We start from the raw sequence: 18,200 nt of genomic DNA, 5'->3' as shown, positions 1-18,200 counted from the left end.
TCTAGTCGTCGATGTTCAAGTTGAATGCGCCGTCCTGTCGTGCATCTGAGCGCTCACCTGCCGCACACTGCTTAAGCGCGGCAGGCAGTGACGGCGGCTGGGTTGTTAGGCCTTGGCAGCGAACAGCGCACGCGCTTCCTTCTCCCCAGCCGATCCTTTGACCCAGCTCCACGGGGCACGCGGTTTGTGCAGCTTCGCCAGTTCGGGGTGCTTTTTCGGTTCACGGGCAGCAGCACGTAGGCGTTCACGGGCCTCCCTGGGGTCAAGCTTCAGTTCGGTGCAGAGCTGCTTGAGGGTGATGATGTCAGCCATTGATCGTCTCCTTGGTTGGTTGGACGATCATTCTGATAAGATGACCTCGGAAGCCTTGTCAGGGAAAAGCCCGTTGGGAGAGCGAGTGATGAACTCAGAGCAACAGAAAAAAGAAACTGAGCGAGTGCACCTCAATCACTTTTTGTGGGCATTCCGGCAGGTAACGGCAGAGGAAGTATTCGACATCATAGACAACGAAACTCCTGATTTCATTGGCAGAGACACCAGGGGCAGGCGAGTTGGGATCGAGTTGACGAGGCTAAAGTTTGATCCTCGAGATATGAGCCACCGGCGTATCATCGAAGGAGAAGAATGGGCCGATGACGAAGACGTCTTTTGGGAATTGCTGCGGTTGATCGATACGAAAAGCCGCAAATTAGCAGCTAAGTCATGGTCGGGGTGCGATCGAAAAATCCTGGTGATCGTGCTAGAAGACGTTCCGATCGAGTCATTCGTGCATACGACTGACACCGATGAGCCAGACGACGCAGGCTTTGACGAGATTTGGCTGGCGGACGCCACAAAACTCGACGCGTTCTACGGCTTCGATTTGTTGCCGATCGTTCATTCGTCGTTGTCGGGCATTTTTCCTGTTGCATCGAAAGACAGGAAACCTTTCGGCTGATCAGTGCCACTCGCTAGCGAGCATGCTGGTTAGATTATCGACGTCTCATTGAGACGACGGCCTCGGCCTGCGCAATAGCTGCCTTCAGGTCATCTTCGTTCATCACATGGGCAACGGCCTGTAGTCGCTCCAACAGCGTTTCTCTTGCGCCTTTGGCCTGCGTGTGATCGGCAAGGCTTAGAAGATCGTTCGGCGTCGACTGCAGCACTTCAGCGATTTTTAGCAGCATGGCCAAATCTGGCTCATTTCGGCCACTTGCGTAGTGCGCGTATCGGCGTTCGCTCAACCCAGCACGACGCGCTACCTCCGCGTTCGATAGCCCAAGCTCTTGCGCCCGACGTTTCAGGTTGTTCGCGAATATCTCCATGCGGAACAAAATGTTCCTGACGGCCTGACTGCGTCCATGTAGGATACGTTCTGTCTAACCAGAACAAATCCTGTGGCTACCAGATGCTTGTGCTATTCGAGTTCGTCAGTTCGCATCCAATGGTCGTCTTGGTTGCTGGCGTTTTTGGGCTGGTGGGTCTCTGGCAGCTCTGGCGCTTTCGCCTCAAACCCCTCTTCATCCCGAAGGCCGATATCGATCGCATGGTCGATGCATTGATCGCCGAGCATGGCGAACGCGCTGAGGATGTAGCGATGATGGAGGAAGATCGCGCATGGCGTCGGAGCGAGGCGCTGAAGCAAGGCATCTGGCGACGTGTTCGCCGTGAGCTATGGCGCAGGTATGAAGCTGGCGAGTGGGAATAGCGTCTGTAACCAATCCAGCCGGGAGACGGGCTTAGGCGCGTGCGGCAGCGTTGCGTAGGCTCTTTTCGGCGAGCAGGAGAGCCAGTAGCGCCATTCGCACTGATTTCCGAGGTTCACCTACCGGCGAGCGCCTTAGCGCGCCTCCTGGGATGAAAATGGACGTTGCTCCTCTGTGGCGCTGTCGGCTCGCGTCCATGGGCGCTGGACGGACTCGACCGACGCCGGATGCATCCCAAAATACCCATTTTGCTACCCAACCGACACCCAGGACAGGTAGCCCCAGGTGATGGCCAGACCGGACCTATTGATCGGGTTGCCTAATTCGCGGTGCCCTCGATTTCGATAGGCTGATCATTAGTCAGCGTGTCGGTCTTGATGGTCATGACCTGCTCACCTGAGAGCGCTGGATGTGATCAACCACAGGGGGATGGGGGAGGGCGTTTTTTTAATCGCGACCTCCCTAGGCGCGGACAAGCAGGCATATCGACTGCTAAGGTTTTGGACCTGTAGCCGATTGTGGTTGTTCACAATGATCCTTCATGCACATTTTTGAGAGACTGCATGTGCCTCATCGGCTGGAGCGCTCACTTGTTCAAAAGGGATGCGCATGACCGAGTTCTGAACAAGTGGGCACAAAAAAACGCCCGCCTAAGGTGACGGGCGCTAATGCAGTTGGTTTTCCAGGGTTACGGCAGCGACCATACAGATCGTCCCTTTTCTGCGCGGCGTTTGATGATGTTCATATCATCAGCTGCACGCCTCAAGGTTTCCGATGATATTGATCTAGCCTCTGCCGCCTGGAGGAGTTTGCGCTTTTCAACTGGGCCTTTGGACAAGGCTTCGCGCAAGAACTCCTTGGCAAAGTCACGTTCCTCACTTGGTCTGCCGACTGTTCCCGGCTGTTTAAACAGAAGGTCATCTTTGGTGATGTCCGGGTCGACCTCGTGCCACTTCACGACGGGTGGGCGCCCTTTTTTCTGACTATGCAGTTCGAAGACGATTGTTGGACCTTCTTCCGAATAGTTGGCTTTTGCATGCGCGATGGCTCGTTTCGATGGATCATACGGGTGTATGCCCAGGATGAGGCCAGACCGGACCCGTGCGGAGATGGCAATTGAGCCAATGCCCTGGTGCATTGCGTTGTCCGCGCGGGCTTTGCGCAGATGCCTAACAATCAGAATAGAGACATCATATTCGCGGGCGATGAGGTCCAGCTCGACCATAAAACGCATCGTGTCGTTGGCTTTGTTCCCATCGATGCCAGCATCCATGTAGGCGATAATCGGATCAATAACGACCAGCACAGGCCGATGCGCTTCGATCTCCTGACGCAGCATCATCATGCCGTTGGCATCCAGGGTGAAGGCCTTTTCTTGGTAGCGGACCTTCGAAACGTCAGCACCGTTTTCCACCAGACGCGGTTTTAAGACCCTCGCTGGGTCGTCCTCTGCGGATAGGAAAAGAACGCCGCCTTGCTCAATGCTCTCCAAAAATGGCGGTGGCTTACCCGTCGTCACGGCTGCTGCAAGTGCTGCAGTAAAGGTCGACTTTCCTTGGCCCATATTGCCGTCGAGCACGGTGGTTGTCCCTTTCACAACGTAGGGGTCGGCGAGGTACTGAACCTCTTCCTCTTCGACATCGACGAGGCTGCCGAAAGCATCTTCAAACCCAGCTTGGTAGTTGCCGATGCTCTGCACAATCTGACTGACTTCAGCCCCATCTAATGGAGGGCTGCATATCTGTTGGTTGAGCGTGCCGAGGACCCGCTCGAGCCCCATTCCACCAAGGCCCTTATGCCGGAAGTACCCGGCATAGCTTGCAAGCGCACTGTTGCGGCCGCCCTTGGTGACGACACCGGACTGATCGAGATTGACCGTTGCGGACCGCTTTGGCCTCAAACCGTTAATGAATCTGTTGGGCAACAGCGCCATCTTCGCCGTCGAGCCGGACCTAACCCTGTAGCGTTTGCCAGAATGGTGCTTGCTCGGTGGGGCAACGATGTAGCCAGCTCTGCTATCTTTGATGTCGATCCCGTCTAGGCTTTGGCGCTTCTCGGGGAGCGGCTTACCCGTCCGAAAATAGCGGTGCGTCCCCCTCCCGGTTTGCACTGTGGCCGTTTTTGGAAGGTTTAGCTGTTCGTATGTTTTCCTTCCCGCTGGGCCATCGACATCAAGGGCCACAATGTCGTCAGGAAGTACGACGCCAAGGTTGGAGTCAGGATAGGACTTCAGCACACGCTTAATTTTGGTCTTTGATCGCGTTGCGCTGTGCTGACCGCGAGGGAACTCGGCGGCAATAGGATGCTTGCCCGGCGACTTGCATTGCTTGTTGCCGCATGTGCAATGGCCATTCTCATTGATACCGTGCAGGGCCAACACGTGCGCTCCCGCATCGATCCATGCGCAGGCCGCTTTTGTTTTTGACGAGGACGCAAGATCCCCGTCGATGCGAACGGTGTTCGTCATCGTTGGTCTCCAATTTTTTGTGGGAAATGAGCGGCGGTTAGGCCGCTCTAAGTTTCAGTACTGCGTCCAAAGCCAGTCGCCGCCTACGACGTCCACCTCCGAAAACGCGTCGAACAACACTTCGGCGGTGTATGGTGGAAGGCCGGGTCGGTGAATCAATGAGCCGGGCACATAGAGCAGTTCATCACCGGGCTGCTGGAGCCTGTGGGCTCGAGACAGACCGGCGTTGTCCATAAGCTCGATCATGTCCTGCACCTTCATGGGGTGAGGCATTGAAGCAAGAAACTGATAGGCTGAAACACCGATCGCCCAGAATATTGTTGGGCTGGGGAGGTAGTCGAACGGGTGTTCACCAACGATGGTCCGAAAAGCTAGCCGTGTCCGCTTCGACCGCTTGCCTTTCTTCCAAGGCACAGGATCGAACATGATGTTGTACCCGGAGTCGATGGCCCAGTCGTACAGTACATTCGCGATGGCCATGTCCTTGACTGGGTTCAAAAACCGCTCGGCTTCGATCCCGCCCTTGGGGTTCACGGCACGCACACGAACACGGTTATTGCTGTCGCATTCACCAACCTTCTGAAGGAAGATTTCTGCGTCAACGGACCAGCCTTCCGGCTTAAGGTGCTGGTGGTAGTAATGTTGAATCCACCCTTTGTGGACTGACTTTCTGTAACCATATCCGCCTGATTTTACCTTGTATTCGGTTTCGGAAAGCAGCACGGAAGGTTGCGTGGAACGCATGGTTTCCATGAGGAAACTCCTTGTAAGATAGGTTTTGAAATGGGGTCAGAGGACGCGACTAGAATTCGGCGTAAACGAATTTGTCGCGCTCGCTGATGCGATCCTCACACCACTGAAGGATGAGGTCTCGTGGCCAGGCGACGGTCGTGCCGCCAAGGCGAGCCCGTTTGGGGAAGCGCCCCGCTATCTCCCACCGGATCAGCGTGCTCGCTGAGACCTTGATGCCAAGATCTTTGAGGTCTTTCCGGGTTAGAAATACTGGTTGGGTTTGGATTGATTGGCCGGGCATTGATGTCTCCTGTTTTGAAACGCCTGGAGACAGTTGGGCATGAATCTAATTGGTCGTGGGTGGTTGTTTTCTCTGGTTTTCAACGGGCCGTTCTGCCACCGCAGAACTCCTTAGAGAATCCCGAAATTCCTTCATCTGATCCATCAGGCCGTGCTTTTTTCCGATGATGGGCTCAGCCGACTGTCTAATGAACTGCATATAAGGGCTGTTTTCCGGGTACCGTTTATTCAATCCAACGGTGGTTGGAGCTTTGTAGGTCAGATACACCTTCGATAATCGCTCCACGACATGGAGCAGATACTTTGGTTTAGGAAGCTTTTGCTCGACCAGCTCCAACTCCTGAATTCCCGCTGACGCCAAACGTTCTAGTTTCAGCAGTCTGCTTTCGAGGTCTTTGAGGAAGAGACGTGTGGCGCCAACGCTTTCGGATTGTGGGAGCAGTTGTTGCAAGTCTTGAAGGTAGCCATTTTTCGGATTCTCAAGCCTATGAATCGACTGAAGCAAGGCGTGTGTTGGCACCTGGATATCTTTAAGCAACGAGTCCGCCCTTGATGATGGGTACTCGTCTCGCGCAAATTCGCTGCGATATCGGATGCAACTGGACGCAGCGTCTCTCAGCCGTCGGCGCAGTGTCACAAGCTCACGTGATTGAGACACACCAATGGCCTTACCGATGTCGATGACATCTTGGGTCGAATAGAGATTGTAAGGGTTAGGCGACAGCGATGCTGAAACTCTTCGAAGCTGTCGGGTCGTCAGTCGCGTTCCCATGACTCAATCCCGCAGTGGTTAGAGTTCCAACCCTTTCGGCCCACAACTCCAGCGCCTCGCGTTTTTCATCCAGATAGGCATGACGATTGTAGACGGCGGCGACGCCGGAGACGATCCCCGTCTTATGGTTGAGGATAGCTTCGATAATGTGCGGCTGAACGCGCATCATAGCCATGTTGGTTGCCATGGTTCGGCGCAGATCGTGGAAGCGCCAATCCTCGGCGTCCAAGCCAACAGCCAGATCAAGGCGCTCCTTCAATCGACCGAAGCCCGAAATCGGCGTTTTGCCGTTGGTTGTAAAGACAAGATCGCTGTCCAGAAACCGAGGCACAGACTTGAGGATGTCGATCGCCAAGGGTGCCAAGGGCACGATGTGCGAGGAGGCGTTCTTGGTGCGCTTGGCTGGAAGCGTCCAAAGGCCTTTGTCGAGATCAAGCTCGGCCCATCGCATGCCTGCGACCTCGCCACGGCGTTGGCCGGTCAGGATGAGCAGCTGAAGGAACGCCTCGAACGGAAAGCCTTCGTCGGTCGCAGCATTCAAACACGCCGCTAGTTCGGTGTCCGTCAGCACACGCTCGCGGGCGACCTCCTTTGTGGGAGGCTTCAGAGCAGCCACAGGTGATGTTTCGATGATGCCGCGATCGATGCACCAGTTCATGAGCTTCTTGATCGCAGCCAGCGCCCGGTTCGCCCGTGTCGGTGCGCCATCAGCAATGATCGTATCGAGCACGCGGTGAACGTCGGCGCGCTTGATCTGATCCATGGGCGTTGAGTTCATTGCTGCGAACTTGGTTAGGATGCTCTCGGTGCCCTTCCAATCGCGATTGCGCGGCTTCGCGTGCAGTTCGATGAATTGAGGGATGACCTCGCCAAGGGTAGGTACCGGAGCCTCAGGTGAGCCAGCATCGCTTTTTTCGAACGTACCGATGTCGATGTCGCGCAAAACGTCCCGAGCACGCTCACGCGCGTCTGAGAGCGAAAGGGCCGGGTAGCTGCCAAGCTTGATGCGCCGGTTGCGACGATCAACACGCGTAGAGAGATTCCAGACCTTCCCACCTGTGGCTGACACACGCAGGTGCAGGCCGGGGATCAGGGTATCGCGAGCCTCGTAGCGCTTGCCCGTCGCTGGTGGCAGGCTTTCGATCAGCTTGGTGGTGAGCTTGCGTTTCATGCCCACACCGTAAGACACCAAACATCCGCGTGTCAGGGTATGGTTTGGGGCACGATGACAATGGCGGCACTTATGAAGGCCCGAAAAAGAGGCCGACCTCTACAGCAACTCATTCACAAGCCGGAAACACGTTTGAAGTATTCGCCTATCGAAGGCCGACGTCGGCTTTCAAGTCAAACCTCACAGCGCTGGGGTCTAGCAATTCTGTGTTACCCATGTGACGATGACCGAAGATCGGCGCACTCATCAATATAAACGCGAACTTATTGTGTTTAATAGGATCTTATACTCGATCCAGTGGGGATATTAACAGAATATTAAGGGTAGATATGTTGTAGTTATTCTGAAATTTAAAGTACAAGCAGTTTGGAGTAAAATAGCTATGCGCATTTAGATTTGAAATCGTCGTTTAACTTATTGATAACAAACAAAATTGACCCATTGAAGCAAGCATGTTATAATTTTGAAAAATGGCGGTTTCCTATGGCTTCTCCCGATCTACGGTTTATCAAAAACTTGGAAATGACTCCGGTTTCTGTTGAATATCCAGTATCGTTGTATGCCGTTGACGAAGGTGTACGTGATCGCATAGTTCAAGAAATAAGGTCGTCAGGACAAGCTAAAGGTCAATCTTGCATAGATAATATCTATTTTGACTGGAGAGTTGCTTGGCTTGGAGAGGACCTTCAAGAATTATCTGGCGATGACGTAAGGCCTGATAAAGTAAAGCGCAGAATAGTTGTGGTTAATGAACTAGCCGAAAGCGCTTAACCAAATTGTTCTGCTTGGAACAAAATTTCACCGTCATCAGATTCTATCATCCCCTTTTTGTCCAATTCGAATAAAGAAGTAGTTAGAATTTGGCGTTTTGCGTGCTGTTCAAGAATGTGCTTCCCATCTGATATCTTTTTTAGAAGATCTGTGTATCTATGATAATCATTGACAATCATCCGATACATGACTCCGATTTGCGTGTCTTGGTCACCTAAGTCAGTTACTTTACACTGATAGCTGCTTACATTCTTAATCGCGCTATCCCTTAGACTTGCATGACCTTTGACTATATGATCGCACTTTTCGTGGAATGTATCCCAGGCTTCGTCTGATAAGTTTTCGCGGTTTGTGAGAACAAATAGGAATACGCGGATCGCGGTTTTCCCGCTACGATCGTCGGCAATCCGCGAGTTGACCAGTCCCAACCGTTTCAGCCGAGAGAACTCAACCTGGCTATCACGATCTCTAGATTGAGCAACCTCTAAGAGAACTTGCTGTTTAGTTTTTGCAAATTCCGTTTTTTTGTCACTAAATGTTACATACTTTCGAATATCAATTTTGGATACTCTGGCGGAGAATCTATTTGGATGTATATACTTATCAATTGCGCGATCAATTAATCGTTCATTTCGATTAGAGCGCCAAATGCGAAGCATAAAGTCATGCGTTCCCACAAGTCGGTATAGAGAGTAACCTCTAATGCCCGACATAGCTAGGTTTTTTCTGATTACTTCTTCATCATCATATGGTTGTTCAGATTTTACAACAAAATACACTGGCGTCTCATCTAAGGCCTCGTGTACAGATTTGGCCCAACGATACGTTCGTGGTCGGACCGTGTTTTTAGGTTCCTGCGTGTCTTGAGTCTCACAATGGGCCAAGTTTTGCACGACAAACGCTAAAGTCATGGAACCATCACCTTTAGGTGAAGTACTTTCGAGCATCAGATTTGTCAGCGTGACCAACTGATCGCGACGTCTTTGAGACAGCGTCACATCTTGATCGATCTCTGAGATGTCGAATTCGCGTCGCGCTCGCAATGCACCAACTACTGCGTTCTTACGCTCATCTGGCTTTAGGTTATCAGTGCCCTCTACGAATTTTTTCCCGGTGAGGAACTCATAAAATACTGCGCCGAGTGCATAAATATCTGTTTTTGTCGTCGCACCAATATCACCAGTTAGAAAAGCGATTGGTGAATATTCGGGTGTGCCAATAAATCCGCCAGAAAAACCGAGGCTGGCGTCCATCGAAAGTCCAAAATCCATGAGTTTTGGAGACGGGTAGTTGCCTGCAGAGACATTTAGCAGAATGTTTGATGGCTTGATGTCGCCGTGAATTCTGCCCGCCTCGTGTCCTTCTTTTACAGCAGACACTAGTAGTCGAAGGAATGCGGGAATCTTTTGGTCTTGGCCAATGAGCTCAAACAGGTGTTTTCGTTGCTCTGTTGTTAGGTACTCATCTAAACTTCCGTACGGAAGATATTCCATTGATTGAATGAACAAATCAAACTTGCCATGCTCTGTCTCGTGTGATGGCACGAAACTAGAATCACGAAGGTTCACGACAAAAGGATTTGCCTCAAACTCTCTCCAGATTGCGGTCTCCTTTTCTAAGCGACCCTTCCACTCTATCCAGTTCGCTGTTCCCTTCTCACCTGATGCGATATAGTTTATCCTCACAGCAAAGATGCCATCTTCGGTCTTGAGCGGGGTCGAAGCTTTCCATACTTCAGCCTGGGTACCTGCACTGATGTAGTCAATAAGCTGGCATTGCACGACATCAATGAAGTCATGCTTTTTAAAAAGTGACGAAGGCATATTTTTAACCGGATTCTGCCGAAAAGTCTCTAAACCAGTGCAATAGTCCGCGATGGTCATCGCCTCGAGTATACTCAATTACCTCGAGTCCAAAATCTTCCCTCCAACGGCGACGTTCTACGTGGCTCGTTTCACCTTCTCTAAGTAGAATATAGTGTGGACTTTCTAGATAACGGAATGTGTGTCGAAGATTTTCGATGGTTGAAATCATCTCTTTGTCTCCCATCGAAAACCCAATAAATAACACAGTATAAAGTGAGAATATCGAATCCATTGCCATTCGGTAATCGGACAAATCGTACATTACATTTCGATAGTCCTTCTCCGAGAGAACTACGTTGGAGGGCGTTCTTACGTCCCCGTGAATTTTAAATAGTGTTTGATAACCATTATTACGTGTTCGCTGAAGTGCTTTTATTACACCCACAGATTCCTGATGGGTCTTAACGTCCATGTTTCTTCTTTTAAGACGCGCATATGAGTCCTCTATCAATCGATCATAGTTAGTTGTGATCATTATTGGGGGATTCATTTCGAATAAAATTTCATAGATGGAGAGATCTGCTTCTTCATCGAGTATGATGTCGAATGTCTCGATGAGTACATCTATGTAGTAGTCGCTGGGGAGCACTTCCTTTAGGTGCTCCGCAACTGTAAGGCTTTTTCCAGCGGCAGCGAGCCGGCTCAGGTCCCTGAAATCATGATCCGGTAGGTGCCCATCAGCTTTTGCTTTCGCAAGGAAATTTGATATGAATTCTGCCCACGTGGGGAAGAGGTTAGGGGCTGCGAATTTTGATACACCCGCTCCTATGAATGGGACCATTTTCTTTAGTGACGTTGCTTCCACTAAGCGAGATGGATATCGCATCTAGTACTCCGCGATCATCATTGTGAAATTATCGTGCGGATCTGCAAGCAGTGTTTCTCTTCGGATAGATTTTGTGACGCTTGTGATGTCATTGGCCCAATTCCCAATATTATCAAGTAATTTCGCCTTGGGGAAATAGTCGAGAAAGCCATCTGTCGCAATTCCGATCCGGGTTTTATGTGGCACAGTCCATTGAACTAACCGTGGGAATTGATCGCCTTTCGCTCCAAGAGTATTGGTGACAAGCGACCCGCCTGCTGATGGCTCGGCGACAAAATAATCAGAAACACCATCCTCGCCCACCTTAAATGCAGCGCAATCTCCCACTCCACCGATAGTAATTTCTTGTCCATGGCACACCATACACAGTGCACATGCGCCGGATTTATAAGGATCACCAACGCGTTCCAACGAGAGTTCTTTGATGGCTTGGTTTGAGGCGCCGAGTGCGCGACAGATTGCGGATGAGACTTCGCTTGGATTCCGGAAAACTTTCATATTTGACTTTAGAAAAGCGAGAGAGGTCTCGACAGCTAAGCTTGCGGCTTCATGCCCCAAAAGCATTGACCCCACGCCATCGGCGATAACAGCGACAAATCCATCGCGGAGGTTCTCACTTGAGGACCAAGTAGCGATGGCGTCCTGGTTCGCTGCCCTATGTCGCCCACATTCTGAAAAAAATTCGACAGTCACTAGCTTAATAGCAAGGAATTGTTCCTAAATGTCAAAATAAAAAAGTGCGAAATCATAGGGCAGTGAGTCTACATAGTGTATGGCGTTATCGTGAATTTACATACATTGTATTTCGTCGGAACACCCACAATTCTGGGCAGCGCTATACGGCTAAATTATAATTACCGTTCCTAGTTTACGATTCCAAGCTGCAGGATAGGCGTTCGCGGTGATTGCACTTACCGAATTACGAGATGGATTGATGCGGTACAGCTTTGGGCTCGAACTGGAAAATTGCGGCGCGCTGAAGATTGGCATGCCCCCACCGAGTGGTGCGAGTTGATTGTTATTGCATGACCGGCCTGAGCTGCTACCGGCTTTTGGACCACCCGGCAGGAGATTTTCCGGGGTTATGGCTCAGGGCGGCAATGCCGCTATCGAACCGTTGATCAGCGATATCGGCGGCTTGTTGCCGATGGCGCTGTGTGGTCGCACTTCGTTGTAGTCTCTGCGCCATTCCTTCAGTTTCGACCGAGCATCGTCAAGGCTCATGAACCAATGCGTGTTCAGGCAGTCGGCACGGAACTTTCCGTTGAAGCTTTCGATATACGCGTTATCGGTCGGCTTTCCGGGCCGCGAGAAGTCGAGCACGACGCCTTTCTGATACGCCCACAGATCAAGATTACGGGAGACGAACTCCGAACCTTGATCGACTCGAATGGTCTTGGGATATCCATGCCGTCGACACACGCGCTCAAGTGTCTGCACCACATCCTCGCCTCGATAGCTAAACCGAGGATCGGTTGCTGGTGAGAAGCGTGAGAACGTATCAACGATAGTCAGGATACGGATCTTGCGACCTGTGACGAGTTGGTCATGGACGAAGTCCATCGCCCAGGTCTCATTGCTCACAGTCGCCTCGGACCGATCATCCCTCAGCTTGGCTTTGACCCTTCGCTTTGGCGTCTTGTTGCGCAGTTGCAGCCCCATCTCCTTGTAGAGCCGATAAGTCCGCTTCGGATTGACCTGCCATCCCTCGCGCCGCAGCAGGACATGAATGCGCCGATATCCATAGCGCACCCGCGTCTGTGCAACCTCCTTGATGCGCTTCTTAAGGTCGGCCTGGTCTTCGCCATGCGGTCGATAATGATAACTGGATCGCTGCGCCATCAGCACAAGGCAGGCGCGGCGGACCGAAACGCCCCAGATCGATCTGAGATCATCGACAAGTTCACGACGGAGAGCAGGCCTCAAAGCTTTCGCTTAATGACGTCCTGCAGCATCACTTTGTCCAAAGACAGATCGGCAACTAGCCGCTTGAGCTTGCCGTTCTCTTCCTCAAGCTGCTTCAACCGCCTCATCTCAGACGGCATCAACCCTGCATACTTCTTGCGCCAGTTGGAGAATGTCGCTTCGGCAATCCCCGCCTTGCGACAAACTTTGGCAACCGAAGTCCCTTCTTCGGCCTGCTTCAACACAAATGCGATCTGCGCATCCTTGAACTTCGAACGCTTAATAGAATCCTCCTTCTCCCAAAAACGGGATCATTAATGGAAAATTCCCGCTTCAAATGGTCCAGTTCTTAGGGGGAGGGTCAAGAGAAACAACTTCGAGCCCACGTTCATTACAAGTAGAAGCCACAATTGAGCCTATTGTTCTCTGGTTGGTAGCCTTTACTAAGTCTCTTATCGAGCGAGGTCGGCATGACACGAGGTGACAAAGGTCCGCATCGAGGTGATGCTGCGACCAGCGGGCGCAGACCGGTTGGCCTACTGAACGCCCGTGTTTTGGCGGCTAAAGGTGATGTAACAGTTCAGCTCGGCGATTTGCTGGTCTTCATGGGCTACTTTGGCCTTTGCCTTTATGCTGGGGGTGTGGCCTATGCAGAAGCGTATAACGATGAACTGCGTCTTGCGATCCTGTCGACTGATAGCGTCATTGCTACGGCACAGCTTTATCTACAAGAAGCTATCGGCCTTTTTTGGTCGGGCCTCGGGCTTCTGTTCAGCGTGGCGGTCTTGAGCTATGCTTACGTTCTGGCCCGCTTCGCGCTCAGACTGTGGGCCGGATTGGCGCTTGTGATAGGAACATTTTGTTTGCTTTTCCTATTTTGCGTCGTCACAGGCGCCGTCCAGGGTCGCTCAGCTGCAGATACGGCATTTTTGCGAAGCGGCGATAATCCCCTACCGGTGATCAAGGCAGCCAGAGTAGATGGCCTCGATCTCGACGATGGCAGTTACCGTCTGCTGCATGATAGCGGCAGCCATTTGTTTGTCTTGCAGCCGACGGCTGAGAGAACTTCCCTTCGACAGATCCATTCTCTTTTGAAGGAGAATCTGCCAACTTATGAGGTGATACTGCCATGAAAGCACTGCTCTTGTTCTTTTTGAGCGCCTTACTCGTCAGTGCTCCGGCGAAAGCGGATATCTTCTATTTTGAAACCGGGTCTTATTATGGGGAAAGGGATATAAGATGGCCTGGCAAGCTCATATCTCTCGATGCGGTTTCGGGGCTTTTGACCTTTCGCTACATCAATGGCGGCGTGCCAGTAGACATCGATGTGCATGTCACGCGGATCTATTCGATAACATTTGATGGGCTCGATAATTATGATGAAGAATTTCCACCGACGCGCCGCCCTCTGACAGAGCCGCTGCCAACTGGGTTAACCGCACGTGATCAGGTGGTAGAGCTAGAAAACACGAGCTTCCTGGGTGACGATATCCCGAACAACATCAGAATTCGTCCGAACCGAGACGCTCGTCATCTGTCGCTTCGAGGCGCACTTGTGAGGCATGATGGTCAGCTGGCGACACTGTCAGCATGGACCACCGAGAGGTCATTCTCAGACTTTGATCTGAGTGCGCTCGCCCTGCGCAGCTGGATCCGTGGACGCTAAGCGATGGGTGTCAGCTTGAAACTGGTCTGCCGACGTTTCATTTTCATGGGAGGAGGCCGTGCCAACAACTCGTGACGAACGGCTTATGGGAGCCGCGTTTCGCAAAATCCATCCAAAGCTGCGCATGGTGGCCAAAGCCTTGGACAATGTGAATTTTCGCCGATCAGAACAATGCGCCGCAATGGTTGCGCCAACCATAAAGGCCGAGACGGAAGCCGGGCTCCACCCGTTCGAACAACGAGTTGCTGGTGAGTTGCCTAAGACGAAGCTGAAGACGCCGAAAATCAAAGAGGTGAGCGACAGCGTCGAAGTGAATACGTTTGTTACCTATTTCGGCGACGGCGAACACGCGCCTGAACGTCGAATGGCGGCGAAGAAGATAAAGCTGAACGAGCTGCGTAATCTTGCAGACAATGATGATGTGGCCTTTATCGAATTGGGGGAGCCGCTAAAGCACCCGGACTCAATGGTCTCAACTGGCTCGGTCTCGCCGCCGTCATTGAATGGAAGAAACATCCCAGGACGCGACAGCGGCGGCCGCGATGTCCTTATTGGGATCATCGATGTAGGCGGGTTCGATTTCTCCCATCCCGACTTCACGCGGACAGACGGACAGCGGACCAAGACCCGGTGGGTGAGGATTTGGGATCAGCGTGGCGGCTTGCGGCCAGCGCCGCCGGGCTTTGGCTACGGCTCGGAGATCCGTCAAGAACATATGGAGGCGGCACTAAACTCAGAGGTGTCGTTGCCAGCTTGGGCACTGGAGCCTCAGTCGCAGATGGTGCCCGAGTCGCATGGTACGCATGTCGCCAGTATCGCTGCTGGAAACCGCGGTGTATGTAGAAATGCACTGGTCGCCGGCGTTTTGATTGATTTGCCAGACGAGTTCGCAATGGACCGGCGCAATTCATTCTACGATTCGACGCGTGTCGCTGAGGCCGTCAGTTATTTGTGCCGGTTGGCAGCTGATATGAACCGCCCGGTGTCGATAAACGTGAGTCTAGGTACCAACAGCGGTGCACACGACGCATCAAATGCCGCGAGCCGCTGGATTGACCATGAACTCGCGACGCCGGGGCGCGCGGTGTGTGTCGCGGCAGGTAACGCAGGACAGCAGGCACCGGCTGGGCCTGGCGACATCGGCTTTGCGCTCGGTCGTATCCACACCTCAGGTCGAATCGCCGCACGCGAGTTAACGCGTGATGTCGATTGGATCGTGGTGGGGAATGGTATTGCCGATGTCTCAGAAAATGAACTGGAATTGTGGTACAGCGGAGCCGACCGATTTGCAGTCTCGGTCACGCCACCGGGCATGGCGACAATTGGTCCAATTCGGCCGGGAGAATATGTACAGAATCACAAGCTGCCAGGCGGCAGTATGCTCAGCATCTACAATGAGCTCTATCATCCAGCTAATGGTGCAAACTACATTGCCATTTATCTCAGTCCGTTCCTGAAGCCAGACAACCCCGTGGTCGGGGTGCCGCCTGGCAAATGGCGTGTGCGGCTCCATGGTATCGAAGTCAGAGACGGTCGTTACAACGGCTGGATAGAGCGCGATGACCCCCGACCACGTGGCGTTGTTGGCGACCAAAATTACTGGAATTTCCCCTCCTTCTTTGCGACTTCGTCAAATGTTGATTCGAATTCGGTTAGTTCGCTGGCTTGCGGGCATCGGATCATCTCTGTAGCCAACCTCGATATGGCGAACGACAAGATTAATATCAGTTCTAGCCAAGGTCCGACGCGCGACAATCGTCACAAACCGGACGTCGCAGCGCCGGGAACGGACATCGTGGCCGCCAATGGCTTTTTCGGTGACGGCGATGAACCGTGGATCGCGATGACCGGGACGAGTATGGCCAGTCCATATGTGGCTGGGGTGATAGGGCTCATGCTGGAGGCCGAGCCGCGACTAACCTCGGCACAAGTAAATGGGATCATCCAGAGAACGTCGCAACCGCTCTCAGGCGCAACCTTCGACTGGGCGACCGATGCCGGCTATGGCGTTCTCAACGCTCGGGCCTGCGTCGAGGAAGCCGCGCGTATGCACGCAAGAACGAAGATCGAGCCATGAGGGTCAGAGCATTCGAAGGCAATTCCGGCGACTCCGTGCTTCTGACGAGCACGAGTGGCAAGAATATTCTGGTCGACGGCGGTCTTGTGAAGCGGCAGTTCGGGACAGTCCTGAGCTACCAATTCAACGTTGCGCCTGAACTCGCAAAGATGAGGGACCAGGGTGAGAGACTTGATCTGATTTGCGTCAGCCATGTGGACCAGGATCACATAGGTGGCATTCTCGCAATGTTGAACGACGAGTTTGACTGGCGTGTGCACGACCACCAGGTAGCACAGAACCTTAACCCAGCGGAGCCAGAAGGGCTGAGAGCGCCTGAGATCGACGGCATCTGGCACAACGCGTTTCAAGAACAGGTCGGACAGAACCGGGGCGACCTAGAAGTGGCACTTCTCTCGGCGGCCTCGAATGCTCTGGCGAGTGGAGGCGGTCCGCTAAGCCACGGCCGCGACCTTTATAGCCAGCTTGCCAATAGCCTAAAGGAGGCGGCGCAAGTGTCGCGTCGCATCGGTGCAAAACAGCTCGATATTCCGCTGAACGAGGAATTTGGCGGTAAGTTGGTCCGCCGTCATTCTCGGTCAGTGCCGATCGAGCTTGGCGACCTGACACTGACGGTTCTCGGGCCGACCACAGAGCGGCTGACTGAGCTGAGAGAGAAGTGGAACAAATGGCTGACATCAAGCGATACCAGACACCAGATTAGGGACGTCCGGCGCGACGCAGAACGCGACGAGCAGCTGCTCTTGAGGGAGGGCGTTCGCGCTCTTCTGGGGCTGTCGGGGCTCGGGCCGGAAGTCGGCGACCGAGATGACGTGACGGTTCAAAACGTCTCATCGATCGTGATGATTGTTGAAGAGGATGGTAAGCGCGTTCTGTTCACAGGTGATGCTCGTGATGATCACATTCACGAAGATCTCATGGCGACCGGTTTCACCGACGGTGACGATCATGTTCATGTCGATCTGCTGAAAGTGCAGCACCATGGTAGCGAGAACAATTTCTCGCTCGGCTTTGCTCAGAAGGTAACAGCGGATCACTACCTGTTCTGTGGCAATGGTGGGCACCACAATCCAGACCGAAGAGTGGTCAGAGAACTGCTCGACGCGAGGGTCGGTCCGGCGTCAATACGAACGCCGCACGTCGATTCCAACAGGCCGTTCAAGTTGTGGTTCACTTCGGACGGCTCCACATTTAGGGCAGACCGTGAGCACATGCAGAAGGTTAAGAAGCTGGTAGAAGACAAAATTGAGGGGTTTCCGCATGCATCTGCGCACTTTTCAAAAGAAGCCTTCTTCGACATTCATCTGTGACTTTTCCAAGTGGGTTATTCAGATCCTTGTAGTGTGCCTTGCCTCTCAATCGCGCAGCGGAGGTTCATCAAACGGCTTCCGTCGCTCGCTCAGCAAAGTGCGTACTTGGAACGCGAAGGATGGACCTTCGCGAAGTAATCGAGAAAGTTCTTCGGTGTCCTGCTGCTCTTGCCTGCGAAGCCGGGCGGCAATTTTTATGCAATACAGGCGAGCTAGTGAGGCTGCATCTTTGGCTTGCGCTTTCGGTGCTCGTCTATCCCGCTCAGTATTCGAGAATGCCAATTTAACCTTGCACGCTGGGTTTCACATGGGAGTCAAAATCGGTGCGCTTGTTTGGGCCGTGCCGTAGTCGTCTGAGATGGCTTGGGGACCATTTCCCAAACGATGGCAATCAGTCCGTGGGTTGGTTTGAATAACGGTGGGGCAGGGTGCTTGGTGTCCCAGCCTCAATCATAATCCGCGTGTCGGGGGTTCAAGTCCCTCCTCCGCTACCATTTTTAATCTAATGATTTGAATGGCTTACTTTACTCGAAGCCGATCCAATCTAGTCGCTCTTGTCGCATTCATGTTGCGACTGGCACGCACTGATTTTCAACGGTTTTCACTGGCACTCGGCTAGCCGACGCGACATAAAAGCGACATGATCTACGCTT

18 protein-coding genes are annotated in these 18,200 nt (G+C 52.7%); 7 read left to right on the top strand and 11 right to left on the bottom strand.

What is annotated here, in order from left to right; genetic code table 11:
- Positions 1 to 105: 105 nt before the first annotated feature.
- Complete coding sequence (locus AAF739_04980; GenBank protein ID MEM6382008.1) at positions 106 to 312, bottom strand: hypothetical protein; 207 nt, start codon at positions 310 to 312, stop codon at positions 106 to 108.
- On the opposite strand from AAF739_04980, the gene AAF739_04975 reads away from it, so the two are divergent.
- Positions 299 to 937 (top strand): hypothetical protein, encoded by a 639-nt coding sequence (locus tag AAF739_04975; protein ID MEM6382007.1) that lies wholly within the window; start codon positions 299 to 301, stop codon positions 935 to 937. The two genes, AAF739_04980 and AAF739_04975, sit on opposite strands and share 14 nt — an antisense overlap.
- Positions 938 to 971: 34 nt before the next feature.
- On the opposite strand, the gene AAF739_04970 is transcribed toward AAF739_04975, so the two are convergent.
- Positions 972 to 1,304 (bottom strand): helix-turn-helix transcriptional regulator, encoded by a 333-nt coding sequence (locus AAF739_04970; GenBank protein ID MEM6382006.1) that lies wholly within the window; start codon positions 1,302 to 1,304, stop codon positions 972 to 974.
- Positions 1,305 to 1,387: 83 nt separating this feature from the next.
- Between AAF739_04970 and AAF739_04965 the strand changes: the two genes are divergently transcribed.
- Complete coding sequence (locus AAF739_04965) at positions 1,388 to 1,687, top strand: hypothetical protein (GenBank protein MEM6382005.1); 300 nt, start codon at positions 1,388 to 1,390, stop codon at positions 1,685 to 1,687.
- A gap of 686 nt (positions 1,688 to 2,373) precedes the next feature.
- Here the strand turns inward: AAF739_04965 and AAF739_04960 are convergent.
- From AAF739_04960 to AAF739_04940, 5 genes are all read right to left on the bottom strand, one after another.
- Complete coding sequence (locus AAF739_04960) at positions 2,374 to 4,152, bottom strand: bifunctional DNA primase/polymerase (GenBank protein MEM6382004.1); 1,779 nt, start codon at positions 4,150 to 4,152, stop codon at positions 2,374 to 2,376.
- Positions 4,153 to 4,206: 54 nt separating this feature from the next.
- Positions 4,207 to 4,905, bottom strand: a complete 699-nt coding sequence (locus AAF739_04955) for a hypothetical protein (GenBank protein MEM6382003.1) — start codon at positions 4,903 to 4,905, stop codon at positions 4,207 to 4,209.
- A 49-nt stretch (positions 4,906 to 4,954) separates the two neighbouring features.
- On the bottom strand, positions 4,955 to 5,185 hold the full coding sequence (locus AAF739_04950; protein MEM6382002.1) for an AlpA family phage regulatory protein: 231 nt from the start codon (positions 5,183 to 5,185) through the stop codon (positions 4,955 to 4,957).
- Positions 5,186 to 5,230: 45 nt separating this feature from the next.
- Positions 5,231 to 5,722, bottom strand: coding sequence for a hypothetical protein (locus AAF739_04945; protein MEM6382001.1), 492 nt, complete (start codon positions 5,720 to 5,722; stop codon positions 5,231 to 5,233).
- A 175-nt stretch (positions 5,723 to 5,897) separates the two neighbouring features.
- Positions 5,898 to 7,127, bottom strand: coding sequence for a tyrosine-type recombinase/integrase (locus AAF739_04940; GenBank protein MEM6382000.1), 1,230 nt, complete (start codon positions 7,125 to 7,127; stop codon positions 5,898 to 5,900).
- 483 nt (positions 7,128 to 7,610) lie between these two features.
- Between AAF739_04940 and AAF739_04935 the strand changes: the two genes are divergently transcribed.
- Entirely contained in the window at positions 7,611 to 7,898 is a 288-nt protein-coding gene (locus tag AAF739_04935) for a hypothetical protein (protein MEM6381999.1), read from the top strand.
- Here the strand turns inward: AAF739_04935 and AAF739_04930 are convergent.
- From AAF739_04930 to AAF739_04915, 4 genes are all read right to left on the bottom strand, one after another.
- Entirely contained in the window at positions 7,895 to 9,781 is a 1,887-nt protein-coding gene (locus AAF739_04930) for a protein kinase (GenBank protein ID MEM6381998.1), read from the bottom strand. The two genes, AAF739_04935 and AAF739_04930, sit on opposite strands and share 4 nt — an antisense overlap.
- Positions 9,726 to 10,589 carry an SIR2 family protein gene (locus tag AAF739_04925; GenBank protein ID MEM6381997.1) on the bottom strand — a complete coding sequence of 288 codons (864 nt, stop codon included), beginning with the start codon at positions 10,587 to 10,589 and terminating at the stop codon, positions 9,726 to 9,728. Before AAF739_04925 ends, AAF739_04930 begins: the two co-directional genes overlap by 56 nt.
- A complete protein-coding gene (locus AAF739_04920; GenBank protein ID MEM6381996.1) occupies positions 10,590 to 11,282 on the bottom strand; it encodes a protein phosphatase 2C domain-containing protein in 693 nt (230 codons plus the stop codon).
- A gap of 396 nt (positions 11,283 to 11,678) precedes the next feature.
- Positions 11,679 to 12,778, bottom strand: a protein-coding gene (locus tag AAF739_04915; protein ID MEM6381995.1) for an IS3 family transposase whose coding sequence is annotated in 2 segments (ribosomal slippage) — positions 11,679 to 12,517 and positions 12,517 to 12,778 — 1,101 coding nt in all. Because the reading frame shifts where the segments join, the coding sequence is not laid out codon by codon here.
- Between the two features lie 186 nt (positions 12,779 to 12,964).
- Between AAF739_04915 and AAF739_04910 the strand changes: the two genes are divergently transcribed.
- The 4 genes from AAF739_04910 (at position 12,965) to AAF739_04895 (ending at position 17,547) form a co-directional block, all read left to right on the top strand.
- The gene (locus AAF739_04910; protein MEM6381994.1) at positions 12,965 to 13,627 is read left to right on the top strand and encodes a hypothetical protein; all 663 of its coding nucleotides are present in this window, start codon (positions 12,965 to 12,967) and stop codon (positions 13,625 to 13,627) included.
- Positions 13,624 to 14,160: a hypothetical protein gene (locus tag AAF739_04905; protein ID MEM6381993.1), complete on the top strand. Its 537-nt coding sequence runs from the start codon at positions 13,624 to 13,626 to the stop codon at positions 14,158 to 14,160. Before AAF739_04910 ends, AAF739_04905 begins: the two co-directional genes overlap by 4 nt.
- Before the next feature lie 85 nt (positions 14,161 to 14,245).
- Entirely contained in the window at positions 14,246 to 16,237 is a 1,992-nt protein-coding gene (locus AAF739_04900) for a S8 family serine peptidase (GenBank protein ID MEM6381992.1), read from the top strand.
- Positions 16,234 to 17,547, top strand: coding sequence for an MBL fold metallo-hydrolase (locus tag AAF739_04895; protein MEM6381991.1), 1,314 nt, complete (start codon positions 16,234 to 16,236; stop codon positions 17,545 to 17,547). Before AAF739_04900 ends, AAF739_04895 begins: the two co-directional genes overlap by 4 nt.
- The last annotated feature ends 653 nt before the right edge of the window (positions 17,548 to 18,200 follow it).

The organism is Pseudomonadota bacterium (assembly GCA_039024915.1).
Taxonomy (GTDB): Bacteria; Pseudomonadota; Alphaproteobacteria; order Rhizobiales; family MH13; genus MH13.
This window is presented reverse-complemented; position numbering and strand designations above follow the sequence as displayed.